Raw genomic sequence first — 14445 nt, forward strand, 5'->3', positions numbered from 1 at the left:
ATGGATGGATTCCCGAGTGGCCAAAGGGGGCAGACTGTAAATCTGTTAGCAACGCTTTCGAAGGTTCGAATCCTTCTCCATCCATTTGAACTTATGAAGGTTCAATTTAATAATATTATCGCGGGGTGGAGCAGCTGGAAGCTCGTCGGGCTCATAACCCGAAGGTCGCAGGTTCAAATCCTGTCCCCGCAATTGTTACTCATTAAGTAACATTTTAGTACTGACATCATTGTTTATTGTGGTAACTTGCCCAGATAGCTCAGTCGGTAGAGCAGGGGACTGAAAATCCCCGTGTCACTGGTTCGATTCCGGTTCTGGGCATTTTAATTTGTAAAAAATTAAGTATACATATGGGATATTAGCTCAGTTGGTAGAGCACTTGACTTTTAATCAAGTTGTCCGGGGTTCGAATCCCCGATGTCTCATTTGGAAAAGTGTTGTGTTACAGCACTTTTTTTTGTATTTACAAAATAGTTTTTGTGCAATTGCATTTTATGATATGATAGTAAGTAAAGTTAGATTATTATTCTTAGTTATTCATAAAATTTAGACTGGAAGAGGAAATATAAATGAAGAAAGTAATAATAATTGGAGCTGGGCCTGCAGGTTTAACTGCTGCTTACGATTTATTAAAAAAATCCGTAGAGTATGAAGTATTAGTAATTGAGGAAACCGATACAATAGGTGGAATATCCAGAACTGTAAACTATAAAGGAAATAGAATGGATATAGGAGGTCATAGATTTTTTTCAAAAGATCAGAGGGTTTTAGACTGGTGGCAGCAGTTTATGCCTATTCAGGGGAGACCTTCATTTGATGATAAGTTACTGGGAAGAAAAAAAAGTTTAGAAGAAAATGGACCCGATCCAGAAAAAGAAAATAGGGTGATGTTAATACGACAGCGAGTATCTCGTATATTTTACAAGAAAAAATTTTTTGATTATCCCATTTCTCTTAAACCTCAGACGTTTATTAATATGGGACTAGTAAAGACAGTAAGTTCTGGTTTTAGTTATATAAGTTCTATTTTTCACAAGAGACCGAATACTTCCTTAGAGAATTTCTACATAAATCGATTTGGTAATGTACTCTATGCTATGTTTTTTGAAGGGTACACGGAAAAACTATGGGGACGTCATCCTAGAGATATATCAGCAGACTGGGGGGCCCAGAGAGTTAAAGGGTTATCCATTATGTCTATCTTAAAAAATATATTTATGGTGGGTAGTTTTAATAAGTCAGGTAAAGTAGAAACATCGTTAATAGAAGAATTCCTTTATCCTAAATATGGACCAGGTCAGTTGTGGGAAACTGTAGCGGATCAGGTACAAAGTATGGGAGGCAAAGTCATTTTAAATGCGAAAGTAACTGAGGTTACTATACAACAAGATATAATAAGTTCTATAAGCTATTTAAATCAAGAAGGAAAAACAGTAAAGGAAAAAGCAGACATTATAATTTCTTCAATGTCTATAAAAGATTTAGTTAAAGGAATGGGGCAATCAGTGCCTGATAAAGTCAGACAAGTAGCTAGTGGACTTCCGTACAGGGATTTTGTAACTATGGGGTTATTGCTTAATAAGCTTAATTTAAAGAATAAAACAAAAATAAAAACAATAAATCATATTATACCAGATTGCTGGATTTATGTGCAAGATGAAGGAGTTAAGCTAGGACGAATCCAGATATTTAATAACTGGTCTCCATATATGGTGAAAGATATTGAGTCTAAAGTATGGATAGGTCTTGAGTATTTTTGTGATAAAGAGGATAGTTTTTGGAATATGTCAGATGAAGATAGTCTTAAACTTGCAGCAGATGAACTGATCCATATGGGAGTTATTGATAGCCAAGAGGATATTCTTGATTACCATAAGGAGAAGATAGAAAAGGCATATCCAGCATATTTTGATACATATAATGAATTTTTTTTAGTAAGGGAATACTTAGATCAAATTACTAATTTATACTGTATTGGAAGAAATGGACAGCACAGGTATAATAATATGGATCATTCCATGGTAACTGCTTTTGAAGCTGTCAATAATATTATAAATGGAAAAAAAGATAAATCTAATGTCTGGGATGTAAATACTGAGCAAGAGTATCATGAAAAACACGAGAAAAAGAGTAGGAGAGTTTAATAAAGAGTAAGGAGAGAGAAATGAACGATAAGATTCAGATATTAAGTGAAATAATAGAGCAGAGTAATAGTATTGTTTTTTTTGGGGGAGCAGGTATTAGTACAGCTAGTGGAATTCCAGACTTTCGTAGCTCAACTGGATTGTATAGTAAGAGTTTAAATCGAAATTTTACACCTGAACAGGCTGTTTCACATTCTTTTTTTAGACAGCATCCAGAAGAATTTTACGAATTTTATAAAAAAAATTTAGTGTATCCAGATGCAAAACCTAATGACTGTCATTTTGCACTTGCTCAGTTAGAAAGTATGGGAAAACTAAAGGCAGTAGTTACGCAGAATATTGATGGGTTGCATCAGGCAGCAGGTTCAAAAATAGTTTATGAACTACATGGATCAGTTTTACGAAATTACTGTATGAGCTGTCATTCATTTTTTAATGCTGAGTATGTCTTAAACTCAGTGGGTATTCCTAGATGTGATAATTGTGGAGGAGTAATTAAACCAGATGTGGTCTTGTATGAGGAGGGGTTGGATGATAAAGTAATTACAAATTCAATAAACGCTATTCGTGCAGCGGATACTTTAATTATTGGGGGAACTTCTCTAATAGTATATCCGGCAGCAGGATTAATTAACTATTTTAAAGGAAGAAAGTTAGTGTTAATTAATAAGACTACTACACCTGCTGATAAGAAGGCAGATTTAGTAATAAATGAGGATATAGCAATGGTTATGAAAAAAGTAATAGAAAAAATGAAGTAGTACATTACACATTTGCATTTTTATATGTTATATGGTATTGTATTTTTTGGTAAGGTTCTATTTTTAATATGGAAAAAGGTTGACAGGTAGCTAATAGAATAATATACTTTGATTATCAAAGTATTTGGGAGGCATAATCGTAGAGAAATGAAAATATTAGGTACTGGAAGTTACTTACCAGTGAATGTTGTAACAAATGAAGCACTGACGCACTTAGTTGATACATCAGATGAGTGGATTGTAGAGCGTACTGGGATTCGAGAGAGACGAATTTCTAAAGGTGAGGAAAACAGTGAGCAAGCAATAAAGGCTGGCAGATGTGCATTGGAAGACTCAGGGTTAAAGCCTGAGGATATAGAGCTTATTATTGTAGCAACAGTAACATCAAATTATGTTACGCCAAGTATAGCTTGTATTGTACAAGAAGCACTTGGCATACCTAAAGCTATTGCATTTGATATTAATGCAGCTTGTGCAGGCTTTTTGTATGCAATGAATACAGCACGATGTTTTTTTGCTAGTGGAATGGTGAATAATGCACTTATTATAGGATCTGAGACATTATCTAAAATTACAGATTATACAGATAGACAGACCTGTATTTTATTTGCAGATGCATCAGGTGCTGCGGTAGTACAACGAGACGAAAATGAACGGTTTTGGACTGAGTTAGGGGCAGATGGAACAAAACATGATGTAATTCACTGTAAGCAGAAACCATTAAATAACTGCTTGGTAGAAGGAAAAGATGAAATAGATTACATACATATGGAAGGAAGGGAAGTTTACAAGTTTGTTGTGAAGGAAATTCCTCTTTTGATAAAACGTGTTATTGAAAAATCAGGTATTGATATAGAAAACGTAAAATATTTTATACTTCATCAGGCAAATAAGAGAATGAACGAAATAATTGCAAAGAAACTTGGGGTAAGTTTTGATAAGTTTCCTTGTAATATTGAAAAAATGGGCAATACATCGGCAGCTTCAATTCCTGTGTTATTAGATGAGATAAACAGAAAAGGAATGCTTCAGTCAGGAGACTACGTTCTTTTAAGCTCCTTTGGGGCTGGAATGACATGGGGAGCATCTTTGTTTCAGTGGAAATGTTAAATAATAAACAATGTTTATTAGTATATAAAGAATATTTTAGGAGGATATGAAATGAAATTAAATGAATTAAAGGAAATCGTTGCAGAAGAACTAAATGTATCAGTTGAGGAATTAACAGAATCTACAAAGTTTATTGATGACTTAGGTGCAGATTCCCTAGATTTATTCCAGTTAGCTATGGCTATGGAAGAAAAATTTGAAATTGAAATTCCTAGTGAAGATTTAGAGAAAATTATTACTGTAGGTGATGCTGCAAAATATGTAGAGGAAAAATTAGCTTAGTTAAGTAAACATAGAGCAAACTATCTATTTAGAGATAGTTTGCCTTTTTCAAGTCATAGGAAATGCCACTTCAGATTAATTTCTATGGTCAGGTAAGCAGTCGCACATAAAGTTATAAAATGTTAAAAATCTAAAGGATGGTGTGAAAATGGGAAAGATAGCTTTTGTATTTCCAGGTCAGGGTGCCCAGGTAGCTGGGATGGCAAAAGATTTTTACGATACATTTCCAGAAAGCAAAGAAGTATTTGATATAGCAGAACAGGAGCTGGATTTTGATATTAAGAAAATCTGTTTTGAGGAAAACGAGGATATTAATAAGACAGAATATACACAGGCAGCAATTCTGACAGCTAGTACAGCTATCATGAAGGCAGTGGAATTAAGAAACGTAAAACCAGATTATACAGCAGGTTTAAGTTTAGGTGAATTTTCAGCGTTAGTAGCTAATGGAACATTATCCTTTAAAGATGCAGTGAAAGTTGTTCGTAAAAGAGGATTGTATATGGAAAATGAAGTACCTGCGGGACAAGGAACTATGGCAGCCATAATAGGAGTTGATACAGAAGAAATAGAAAAAATCTGTGAGCAGGTTACAAAGGAAACAGGAAAGCCAGTTGAACCGGCAAACTACAACTGTCCAGGACAAATTGTAATTTCAGGGGAAACTAGTGCGGTTGTTCTTGCAAAAGAACGGTTAGATGAGGCAGGAGCACGTAAAACAGTTCTTTTAAAAGTTAGCGGGCCTTTTCATTCGGTGATGTTGGAAGGTGTAGAAGAAAAGCTAAGAGAAGAATTTAAAACTGTAGCATTTCATGAAGGAACTACACCATATGTATCTAGTGTAAATGCAAAGACGATTGCACCAGATGCAAGTAGAGATGAAATTAAGACACTTTTGGAAAAGCAGGTTCATGTATCTGTTCGCTGGCAACAGGCAGTAGAAACCCTTTTAGAAGAAGGCGTAGATACATTTATTGAAATAGGACCGGGTAAAACATTAAGTGGTTTTATAAAAAGAATATCTAAAAAAGTAAAAATTATTAACATAAAGAGTATAAGTGATTTGGATAAGTTAGATATGATAAAGGAAAATTGTTAATAACTATCTTTGAAGGGAGACAAAAATGTTTAAGGAAAAAGTTGCGTTAGTTACAGGGGCAAGTCGTGGCATTGGGAGAGCTATTGCAATGCAACTGGCAGCTAAAGGAGCTAAAGTCATTGTAAATTATGCAGGAAATCAGGCTGCAGCCGACGCAGTTGTAAAAGAAATTAATGAACAGGGTGGAGAGGCATTTGCATATCAGTGTAATGTCAATGATTTTACTGCTGTAAAGGAAATGATTGATTATATAGTAAAAGAGTATGGTGCTATTGATATTCTTGTAAACAATGCAGGTATTACAAAGGATAATTTATTGCTAAAAATGAGTGAACAGGATTTTGATAGTGTTATGGATGTAAATTTAAAAGGATGTTTCCATACGTGTAAACATGTACTTCGTCCAATGTTAAAAAATCGTGGTGGAAGAATTATTAACATAACTTCTGTTGTTGGTGTTACAGGAAATAGTGGTCAAGCAAATTATAGTGCATCGAAAGCTGGAATTATTGGTTTTACGAAAAGTGTAGCTAAGGAGGTTGCGGCAAAGGGAATTACCGTAAATGCGGTTGCTCCAGGTTTTATTCAGACAGATATGACAGATGTTTTATCAGAGTCTGTTAAGAACGATATTACGAATTCTCTTCCAATGAAACGTATTGGGGCTCCAGAGGATGTAGCAAATGCGGTGTGTTTCTTAGCGTCAGATGATGCAAGTTATATTACTGGACAGGTATTAGAAGTAAATGGTGGCATGAATATGTAGAAGTTAGAGAGGAAAATAGTGTATGGAACGTAGAGTTGTAATAACAGGGATGGGAGCCGTAACTCCTATAGGTAATACAGTGGACTTATTTTGGGAAGGCCTAAAGGAAGGAAAAGTAGGAATTGGGCCTATTACAAGATTTGATACAGAAAAGTTCAAAGTAAAACTTGCTGCAGAGATTAAAGATTTTGATGGAAAAGAGTATATGGATCCAAAAGCATGTAAGAGACTTGACTTATTTAGTCAATACGCTATTGTTGCAGCTAGAGAAGCAATAAAGCAGGCTGGTCTTGAAGTAACGGAAGAAAATGCAGATCGTATTGGATGTATTATCGGTTCTGGAGTAGGAGGTATTCAGACACAGGAATCAGAAACCAGACGCTGTTTTGAAAAGGGACCAAGAAGGGTATCCCCATTTATGGTACCTATGTTCATATCCAATATGGCGGCAGGAAATGTTGCAATTGATTTAGGTTTACAAGGAAAATGCTTTTCCCTTAGTACAGCTTGTGCAACAGGAACACATTGCATAGGAGAGGCATATCGTTCGATTAAATATGGTGAAGTAGATGCTATGGTTACTGGTGGCACAGAGGCAGGAATTGTTGCTTCTGGTGTTGCAGGATTTGATAGCCTAAATGCACTTAGCGTTTCGGACAATCCAAAGAAGGCCTCTATTCCGTTTGATGCAGAAAGAAATGGATTTATAGTTGGTGAAGGAGCAGGTATTTTAATATTAGAGGATCTGGAGTCTGCAAAAGCTAGAAATGCAAAAATTTTAGCTGAAATTGTTGGATATGGTGCAACTTGTGATGCCTTTCATATTACTTGTCCAAAAGAAGATGGTTCAGGATCTGCAAAGGCAATGAAACTTGCCATGAAGGAAGCAGGAATTCAGCCAGAGGAAGTAAATTATGTTAATGCACATGGAACAAGTACACATTTAAATGATTCTATTGAAACAAAGGCAATTAAATCTGCATTTGGTGAACATGCATATAAGTTAGTTGTGAATTCAACAAAATCAATGGTTGGGCATTTGCTTGGTGCAGCAGGTGCAGTTGAGTGTGTTGCAACGGTAAAAGAAATTGAAAATCAGTTTGTACATGCAACAGTAGGTTTGACTACACCAGATCCTGAGTGTGACTTGGATTATGTTCCAAATGAGGGAAGAAAGCATAATATTCAATATGCAGTTTCTAACTCTCTTGGATTTGGAGGACATAATGCTAGTATTGTAATAAAAAAATATGAGGAGTAGCTTATGTTAGAAGTAGAAGATATTAAAAAAATTATTCCACATAGAAGTCCAATGCTTTTAATTGATCGAGTGGATAAACTGGTTCCAGGTGTATCAGCTATAGGATATAAAGGGGTTACGTACAATGAGCCATTTTTTCAAGGCCATTATCCAGATTATCCTGTAATGCCAGGTGTATTGATTATAGAAGCAATAGCTCAGACAGGTGCAGTTGCATTAATGAGCAGTGAAGAATATAAGAGTAAGCTCGTATTTTTTGGTGGCATAAATAAGGCAAAGTTTCGTAATCAGGTAAAACCAGGTTGTATTTTACGATTAGAGACAGAATTGATTAAAATAAAAGGACCTATTGGTATTGGTCAGGGAAAAGCATATGTAGAGGATGTTCTTGCTGCTGAAGCAGAGTTTACATTTATTATTAAATAAAAAATAATTGGGCATGTTGCAGACAGCAATATGCCCAAACATTTTTATTATGAAAGTTCTAGTGAAGATTATCTTATAAAGCAAGGATGCTTCTTAAAAGGCAGGGGGAAGTTGAAGTGTCAAAAATTCTTTTGTATCATAACAAGTGTCAAAAAATTTATGGTAAGGTTTGTACGAAATGGCTGTTAAGAGAAGAAAAGGTGTGAGTGAATATGAGGCACAAAAAATAGACAGTGAATTATATTGGATTGGCTGGGTTAGCATTGGCCTAATGCTTATAGGAGTTTTTCTATACAAAAGGCATGAACTGTTTTTTAAAAGATTTCAGTTTCCTTGTCTTTTTTATAGACTAACAGGTTATTATTGTCCAGGTTGTGGAGGAACAAGGGCTGTTAAGGCGTTTTTATCTGGGGATTTTATAAAAAGTTTTCTGTATCATCCTCTTGTGTCGTATTTAGCTTTTGGAGGGGGAGCCTTTATGCTGACTCAGACCATTCAGCGATTAAGTAAAGGCAAGATAAGAGGAATCAGATTTAGAGTCCAGTATGTTTATGGTATGGCAATTATTATTTTCATACAGTTTGCTGTAAAGAATGCGTTGATCTATTTCTGTAGTTATTATGTAACTTGAAAAAACCTTGTAAAGACATGTCCTTACAAGGTTTTTTCCTAACAATCAAGACTGTGTAAGCTTAAGATACGAACATCTTGTCTTTAACTAATAATACCCATTCTGAGCCCTTCTTACTATTTCAATTAATTCAGGATCGTTGAGTACAAGTATGAATGCGATCAACATAATGATACCAAGAATAAATCCTATTATGGAAATCACAATACTAGCAATAGCCATGCCAGAGATTCTTCCTTCACTATATTTTCTTGATACAATGGCTAAAATAATACCAGCAATAGCACTAATAATACCTCCAATACCATAACAGCAAGACAAAGGAATTGATAAAATAGCTACAATTAAACTAGCAATAGCAAGTCCGTTAGTTGAATTTTGCCTGTTATAGTTTGGAGCGTTAAAATTACTATTAAAGCTGCTGTTGTAATCATTATTAAAGCTATTGTTATAGTTAAAGGTGCTGTTATAATCATTATCAGAACCTTCATTCAGGTTTTGACTCGACGTATTTAATTCTTCATTTTCCTGTGAATTAGAATCTTCATTGTTGTTATAATCCATAAGATATCCTCCTGCAATTTATAAATAAACATAAAATAATTTTATCATAACAATATTTAAAATACAAATAATATACAAGGATATGGGCAAAAGAGGTCTCTTAATGGTAAATATTATTGGAGTTATAACCAGAGCTGCTTTTGCTTAGGTAATAGTCGCATCTGGTTCTTCTCTTTCGAACAATAAAGGTATAATAAATACAACCAAGAAATACAACTACTAGGGCAATAATAAAAGCAATCATATTGCCAGTGGAACTTGACTTCTTCTTTGCCAGATTTGTAGAGCTTGTCTTATTTACATCTGAATTCGTAGTAAGTTTTGATATATCTGCAATGTTGTAAATGATATTTCCAGTTCCTAAACATATACCATTGTAAGTGTACTCAATGGTACCAATGACATTTTCTCCTTGATGAAAAGAAGATGGACTATTGTAGGACAGGTTCTGTTTTGCTTCTTCAAAGCAAATATTCTTTGGAAGAAGTATCTTGGTACCAGGCTGCACATATATTAATGGATTTTTATCATTAAGCAGTGCAGAGTACTTAGTAAATAGTCCCGGATCAGTAGTAGTTTGTACATCTTTAGTTACATCATATAGTGAGAAGTTATGGAATCCGTATTGGAATAGCTGCTTAGTATCTGTATATTCATTAGCTTCATAAGCAGGTCCTAAATCCTTTAAAACTACGGCTATAAGGGTAACCCCTTTTTCCTGTGCATAAGTTACAAGCGTAGACTGTGCTTTGGTAGTATAACCAGTTTTTCCTCCGATGCAGTTTTCATATTGATATCGCTTATATTTATATCCATGAAGCATCTGATGATGATTTTTGATCCACGTACGTGGTTCTTTTTTGTTTGTTTTAGGAATTGTATACTGTTTAGTACCAGTAACCTTGGCAAAAGTTTTATTTTTAATTGCTGCTTGTGCTATCAATGACATGTCATGAGCAGTAGTATAGTGTTTGTCATTATGCAATCCGTTTGGATTTACAAAGTTCGTTTTTGTACAGCCAAGTTCTTTGGCACGGGCATTCATCATTTTAACAAAGGCTTTCACATTTCCAGCGACATGTTCTGCGACCCCAAGACAAACCTCATTAGCAGATTCTAGTAGCATGGCATATAGGCATTGTTCCATAGTCAGTTTTTCGCCAACTTCTACAGCTATATGGCTGCTGCCTAGTTCAATTCCATAAACGGCATTATGGGAGAAAGTAACAACTTCATCCAATGAGCTGTTTTCAATTGCCACAAGTGCAGTCATAATTTTTGTGATGCTGGCTGGATACTGGCGTTTATCCACGTTTTTTTCGTATAGAACAAGACCTGTTGATGCTTCTATTAGTATTGCTGATTCAGCAACAATTGAGGACGATTTTGGTGCCTCTGGCCAATTTTTTGTACTGGCTTTCATAATTGGAGATTGTACCATGCCTAATAAAAGCGAAAGCATAATACAGGTTATTTTTATTAGCTTTTTCATTGCAATCCCTCGTACTGTTTTACTTTTTTTTCATTTTTTTTATGACTTTAAGTCGAGTAAATTCCTCTCGTTCTTTTTCCTCAAGTGCATTTTGAATTGCTACAGTAAGTGCAGTGTAGTTAGGAATTGTAATGTTCTGCAAAGCGTTAGCACGTTTTTGGGTTTTCTTAATATTCGTAGCTAAACGATATGCAGAATTTTCAATCATAGACAGACGTATGGTTAATTCCTTTACTTTATTAAACTTCATTACAGCTTCATCCAATGAAATCTTTGTTCCATAAAAGGAGTAGGCTGGTTTGACAGTTTTGCTTTCAAATTCAACAAGAGGTATTTCTGTACCCATAATACTTCTTTGTTTAATAACAATAGAATCCTCTTCAGGTACGGTATGACTTAATTCTTCTACATTATAAATACCTAACTCAATATTTGCCTTTTGCAAGGCAAGATATGCAGAGGAGAAGGTTTCATTAATCTCTGATTGTATATCGGCTGCCTGTGCAATTAAATCCATTAATTCTCGAATTAGAATATTTCTTTTTTTATCCATTAATTCAAAACCTTGTCTGGCAAGAGCAAGAGAATTCTTGGCAAGAATTAAGTTACTTTTTGTTGGAAATGTATTGGGATTCATAGACTCACCTCTTTATTATATCAATTAATGATTCGCTTCTTCAAGGTTATTTTCGGAAGTTCCTTCCTTTTTGTTGAGTAACTCCGCTTCTGTATGGTAATACTTATCAAGAATTTTGGTATCAATACGATCCAGTTCTTCTCGTGGAAGCATGGAAAGCAGTTCCCAGCCAAGATTTAAGGTTTCGTGCATAGAGCGGTTTTCACTTTTTCCTTGGGCAACAAATCTGTTTTCAAAGGCATTACCGAATTTTAAATACTTTTTATCGAGAGGAGAAAGTTCATCTTCTCCAATAACACTGGCAAGAGCCCTTGCATCACCAACATGTGCATAAGAGGAAAACAGCTGGTTTGCCAGATCCTGATGATCTTCTCTTGTATAACCAGCACCAATTCCGTCTTTCATTAAACGGGACAGGGAAGGTAATACGCTGATTGGCGGATATATAGCGGTCTGGTGAAGGGAACGGTCTAGTACAATCTGCCCCTCAGTAATATATCCAGTAAGGTCAGGAATAGGGTGGGTAATATCATCATTTGGCATAGTTAAAATCGGAATCTGTGTAACAGAACCATTGACACCACGAACAATACCTGCACGCTCATATAAAGTAGCCAGCTCACTATACAGATATCCAGGATAACCTTTTCGGCTTGGAATCTCCCCTTTAGAAGAAGAAACTTCACGCATTGCTTCTGCAAAAGAGGTCATATCTGTTAAGATAACTAAGATGTGCATATTTTTTTCAAATGCAAGATATTCAGCAGCTGTTAAAGCTACTTTTGGAGTAATAAGTCTTTCTACGACAGGATCATTTGCAAGGTTTAAAAACATAGTTACGTGTGAGCTAGCACCGCTTTCCTCGAAGGTGCGGCGAAAAAACTCAGCTACATCGTGTTTTACACCCATGGCAGCAAATACAATACCAAATTTTTCGTCAGAATCTTCACCAAGAGAAGCCTGTTGTACAATTTGTGCGGCAAGTTCATCATGTGGAAGTCCATTGCCCGAAAAAATAGGAAGTTTCTGTCCACGAATTAGAGTAGTTAAGCAGTCAATTGCAGAAATACCAGTGTGGATATAGTTTCTTGGATACTCCCTTGTACAAGGATTTAAGGGAAGTCCATTTACATTTCTTTTTATATCTGAAACAATAGGATCTAAACCATCAATAGGCTGCCCAAGTCCGTTGAAAACGCGGCCTAAAATGTCTTCGGATAGAGAAACTTCCATAGGGTGTCCTGTTAATTTGGTGCGGGTATTTTTTAAAGACATTTCTTCTGTCCCTTCAAATACCTGTATAATGGCTTTATCTTTATATATTTCAACGATTCTTCCAAGTTTTTTTTGTTTCTGGTCTACGGTAAACTCAACAATTTCTTCGTAAGAGGCATTTTGCACACCTTCTAGGACAATGAGAGGTCCATTGATTTCACTTAGGCCTAAATATTCAATTGCCATAATGAAACTCCTTTCTTGTGTTCCTTTTATGCGTTAGTTGCAATCATATGCTCATAAAAGGCATCCACCATTTTAAAATAGTCATCAAATTTGTCTAGCTGACTGTTTGGAACATCATATTTAATAGAAATAATCTTTTCAAATATATCATTTTCACGAAGCAATGACATTGGCATATTCATAGCCACCAGTTTCTTGCATTTATCGTATAAGTAGAGAATGACTTCCATCATTTTAAGCTGTTTTTCCATAGGAACATAAGTATCTTCTTTGTGAAATGCATTCTGTTGGACAAAGCCGAGGCGAACAACACGGGCAATTTCTAAAACCAGTTTCTGATCGTCAGGAAGTACATCACTGCCAATTAATTTTACAATTTCATTTAAACTGTTTTCTTGTGTAAGGAGGCTGACAAGCTGGTTACGGCAGTTTACAAAATTGTTTCCTACATGTTTGGAATACCAAGGGGACAGATCACTGATATATTCACTGTAACTGGTAAGCCAGTTGATTGCAGGAAAATGTCTTGCATAGGCAAGTGCTTTGTCTAACGCCCAGAAGCATCGGACAAATCGTTTCGTATTCTGAGTTACTGGTTCAGAGAAGTCTCCACCTTGAGGGGAAACAGCTCCAATAATAGAGACGCTGCCTTCTGTGCCGTTTAAGTTTTGCATAAAGCCTGCACGTTCATAAAAGGCAGAAAGCCTGGAAGCAAGATATGCAGGGAAACCTTCTTCGGCAGGCATTTCTTCCAGACGGCCAGATAACTCACGAAGTGCTTCTGCCCAACGGGATGTAGAATCTGCCATAATTGCCACATGATATCCCATATCTCGATAATACTCTGCCAAAGTTATACCTGTGTAAATGCTTGCTTCACGGGCAGCCACAGGCATGTTTGAAGTATTAGCAATTAGAGTGGTACGGTCTAATAAAGGGTTTCCTGATTTTGGATCGACTAATTCTGAAAACTCTTCCAGAACATTTGTCATTTCGTTGCCACGTTCTCCACAGCCAATGTAAATAATGATATCAGCATCAGACCATTTTGCAAGCTGATGCTGTGTCATAGTTTTTCCTGTACCAAAACCACCTGGAATGGCAGCAGTGCCGCCTTTTGCAATAGGAAATAAGGTGTCCAGAATTCGCTGTCCGGTTAAAAGAGGACGATCTGATGGATAACGCTTCTGGGTTGGTCTTGGAATACGAATTGGCCAGTGCTGGGTTAAGGTAAGGATTTTTTCTTCTCCTGCATCTGTCTGAATTACCACAATAGGTTCATCAATCGTATAAAGTCCATCAGGATATACTTTTGTTACAACTCCGTTAGTATCGGGGGGAACCATGGATTTATGGATAATTGCAGAGGTTTCAGGAACTTCTGCAATAATTGTTCCGCCAAAAATGTGATCTCCTTCTTTTACGGTAATATGAACATGCCATTTTTTCTGTTTATCTAAAGATTCAACATTTACACCTCTAGGAATAAAGGCACCGCCTGTTTTGGCAATTTCCTTCAGGGGACGCTCAATTCCATCAAAAATATTGCCAATAATACCAGGTGCCAAGGTAACGGAGATGGCACTGCCTGTTGAATAAACTGTCTGGCCTGGTTTTAAACCTGTAGTTTCTTCAAATACCTGAATGGTTGTAATGTCTTTGGTAAGCCCAATTACTTCTCCGACCAGTTTGTCATCTCCAACATAGACCATTTCGGCCATTTTAAAACCTAAGTTGCCTTGCAGGTAGACAATAGGTCCGTTGATTCCATATATTTCACCAGTTAATTGCATCTAGGAAGCCTCCTATCT

General features: G+C 36.0%; 14 protein-coding genes and 4 tRNA genes. 13 read left to right on the forward strand and 5 right to left on the reverse strand.

Annotated elements, in window-relative coordinates:
- Positions 1–2: 2 nt before the first annotated feature.
- The 13 genes from BMY85_RS09225 (at position 3) to BMY85_RS09285 (ending at position 8480) form a co-directional block, all read left to right on the forward strand.
- Positions 3–84 (forward strand) — tRNA-Tyr (locus BMY85_RS09225).
- A 35-nt stretch (positions 85–119) separates the two neighbouring features.
- A tRNA-Met gene (locus tag BMY85_RS09230) sits at positions 120–192 on the forward strand.
- A gap of 56 nt (positions 193–248) precedes the next feature.
- Positions 249–321: transfer RNA gene (locus BMY85_RS09235), tRNA-Phe, on the forward strand.
- 31 nt (positions 322–352) lie between these two features.
- Positions 353–425: transfer RNA gene (locus tag BMY85_RS09240), tRNA-Lys, on the forward strand.
- 144 nt (positions 426–569) lie between these two features.
- Entirely contained in the window at positions 570–2144 is a 1575-nt protein-coding gene (locus tag BMY85_RS09245; RefSeq protein ID WP_092477991.1) for an NAD(P)/FAD-dependent oxidoreductase, read from the forward strand.
- 20 nt (positions 2145–2164) lie between these two features.
- Positions 2165–2905 (forward strand): NAD-dependent protein deacylase, encoded by a 741-nt coding sequence (locus BMY85_RS09250; RefSeq protein ID WP_092477992.1) that lies wholly within the window; start codon positions 2165–2167, stop codon positions 2903–2905.
- A gap of 147 nt (positions 2906–3052) precedes the next feature.
- A complete protein-coding gene (locus BMY85_RS09255; RefSeq protein ID WP_092477993.1) occupies positions 3053–4015 on the forward strand; it encodes a beta-ketoacyl-ACP synthase III in 963 nt (320 codons plus the stop codon).
- A 51-nt stretch (positions 4016–4066) separates the two neighbouring features.
- Positions 4067–4297 (forward strand): acyl carrier protein, encoded by a 231-nt coding sequence (gene acpP, locus BMY85_RS09260; RefSeq protein ID WP_092477994.1) that lies wholly within the window; start codon positions 4067–4069, stop codon positions 4295–4297.
- Positions 4298–4445: 148 nt separating this feature from the next.
- The gene (gene fabD, locus BMY85_RS09265) at positions 4446–5396 is read left to right on the forward strand and encodes an ACP S-malonyltransferase (RefSeq protein ID WP_092477995.1); all 951 of its coding nucleotides are present in this window, start codon (positions 4446–4448) and stop codon (positions 5394–5396) included.
- A 25-nt stretch (positions 5397–5421) separates the two neighbouring features.
- On the forward strand, positions 5422–6162 hold the full coding sequence (gene fabG / locus BMY85_RS09270) for a 3-oxoacyl-[acyl-carrier-protein] reductase (RefSeq protein ID WP_092477996.1): 741 nt from the start codon (positions 5422–5424) through the stop codon (positions 6160–6162).
- Positions 6163–6184: 22 nt separating this feature from the next.
- Positions 6185–7423 (forward strand): beta-ketoacyl-ACP synthase II, encoded by a 1239-nt coding sequence (gene fabF, locus BMY85_RS09275; protein WP_092477997.1) that lies wholly within the window; start codon positions 6185–6187, stop codon positions 7421–7423.
- Positions 7424–7426: 3 nt separating this feature from the next.
- Entirely contained in the window at positions 7427–7849 is a 423-nt protein-coding gene (gene fabZ / locus BMY85_RS09280) for a 3-hydroxyacyl-ACP dehydratase FabZ (protein WP_092477998.1), read from the forward strand.
- Between the two features lie 202 nt (positions 7850–8051).
- Positions 8052–8480: a DUF2752 domain-containing protein gene (locus tag BMY85_RS09285; RefSeq protein WP_242939713.1), complete on the forward strand. Its 429-nt coding sequence runs from the start codon at positions 8052–8054 to the stop codon at positions 8478–8480.
- Positions 8481–8567: 87 nt separating this feature from the next.
- On the opposite strand, the gene BMY85_RS09290 is transcribed toward BMY85_RS09285, so the two are convergent.
- From BMY85_RS09290 to BMY85_RS09310, 5 genes are all read right to left on the reverse strand, one after another.
- Entirely contained in the window at positions 8568–9044 is a 477-nt protein-coding gene (locus BMY85_RS09290; RefSeq protein WP_092477999.1) for a hypothetical protein, read from the reverse strand.
- 100 nt (positions 9045–9144) lie between these two features.
- Complete coding sequence (locus BMY85_RS09295) at positions 9145–10536, reverse strand: D-alanyl-D-alanine carboxypeptidase family protein (protein ID WP_092478000.1); 1392 nt, start codon at positions 10534–10536, stop codon at positions 9145–9147.
- 19 nt (positions 10537–10555) lie between these two features.
- Positions 10556–11173 (reverse strand): V-type ATP synthase subunit D, encoded by a 618-nt coding sequence (locus tag BMY85_RS09300; protein WP_092478001.1) that lies wholly within the window; start codon positions 11171–11173, stop codon positions 10556–10558.
- A gap of 24 nt (positions 11174–11197) precedes the next feature.
- Complete coding sequence (locus BMY85_RS09305; protein ID WP_092478002.1) at positions 11198–12634, reverse strand: V-type ATP synthase subunit B; 1437 nt, start codon at positions 12632–12634, stop codon at positions 11198–11200.
- A gap of 26 nt (positions 12635–12660) precedes the next feature.
- Complete coding sequence (locus tag BMY85_RS09310) at positions 12661–14427, reverse strand: V-type ATP synthase subunit A (RefSeq protein ID WP_092478003.1); 1767 nt, start codon at positions 14425–14427, stop codon at positions 12661–12663.
- Between the last annotated feature and the right edge of the window lie 18 nt (positions 14428–14445).

This window comes from [Clostridium] polysaccharolyticum (assembly GCF_900111595.1).
GTDB lineage: Bacteria > Bacillota > Clostridia > Lachnospirales > Lachnospiraceae > Clostridium_AI > Clostridium_AI polysaccharolyticum.

Bases quoted from the DNA above. Each gene is read 5' to 3' on its own strand.
- BMY85_RS09310 (WP_092478003.1), bottom strand. From the start codon at position 14,427: ATGCAATTAACTGGTGAAATATATGGAATCAACGGACCTATTGTCTAC.
- BMY85_RS09245 (WP_092477991.1), top strand. From the start codon at position 570: ATGAAGAAAGTAATAATAATTGGAGCTGGGCCTGCAGGTTTAACTGCT.
- fabG (WP_092477996.1), top strand. From the start codon at position 5,422: ATGTTTAAGGAAAAAGTTGCGTTAGTTACAGGGGCAAGTCGTGGCATT.
- fabD (WP_092477995.1), top strand. From the start codon at position 4,446: ATGGGAAAGATAGCTTTTGTATTTCCAGGTCAGGGTGCCCAGGTAGCT.
- BMY85_RS09295 (WP_092478000.1), bottom strand. From the start codon at position 10,536: ATGAAAAAGCTAATAAAAATAACCTGTATTATGCTTTCGCTTTTATTA.
- acpP (WP_092477994.1), top strand. From the start codon at position 4,067: ATGAAATTAAATGAATTAAAGGAAATCGTTGCAGAAGAACTAAATGTA.
- BMY85_RS09300 (WP_092478001.1), bottom strand. From the start codon at position 11,173: ATGAATCCCAATACATTTCCAACAAAAAGTAACTTAATTCTTGCCAAG.
- BMY85_RS09305 (WP_092478002.1), bottom strand. From the start codon at position 12,634: ATGGCAATTGAATATTTAGGCCTAAGTGAAATCAATGGACCTCTCATT.
- fabF (WP_092477997.1), top strand. From the start codon at position 6,185: ATGGAACGTAGAGTTGTAATAACAGGGATGGGAGCCGTAACTCCTATA.
- BMY85_RS09250 (WP_092477992.1), top strand. From the start codon at position 2,165: ATGAACGATAAGATTCAGATATTAAGTGAAATAATAGAGCAGAGTAAT.
- BMY85_RS09255 (WP_092477993.1), top strand. From the start codon at position 3,053: ATGAAAATATTAGGTACTGGAAGTTACTTACCAGTGAATGTTGTAACA.
- fabZ (WP_092477998.1), top strand. From the start codon at position 7,427: ATGTTAGAAGTAGAAGATATTAAAAAAATTATTCCACATAGAAGTCCA.
- BMY85_RS09290 (WP_092477999.1), bottom strand. From the start codon at position 9,044: ATGGATTATAACAACAATGAAGATTCTAATTCACAGGAAAATGAAGAA.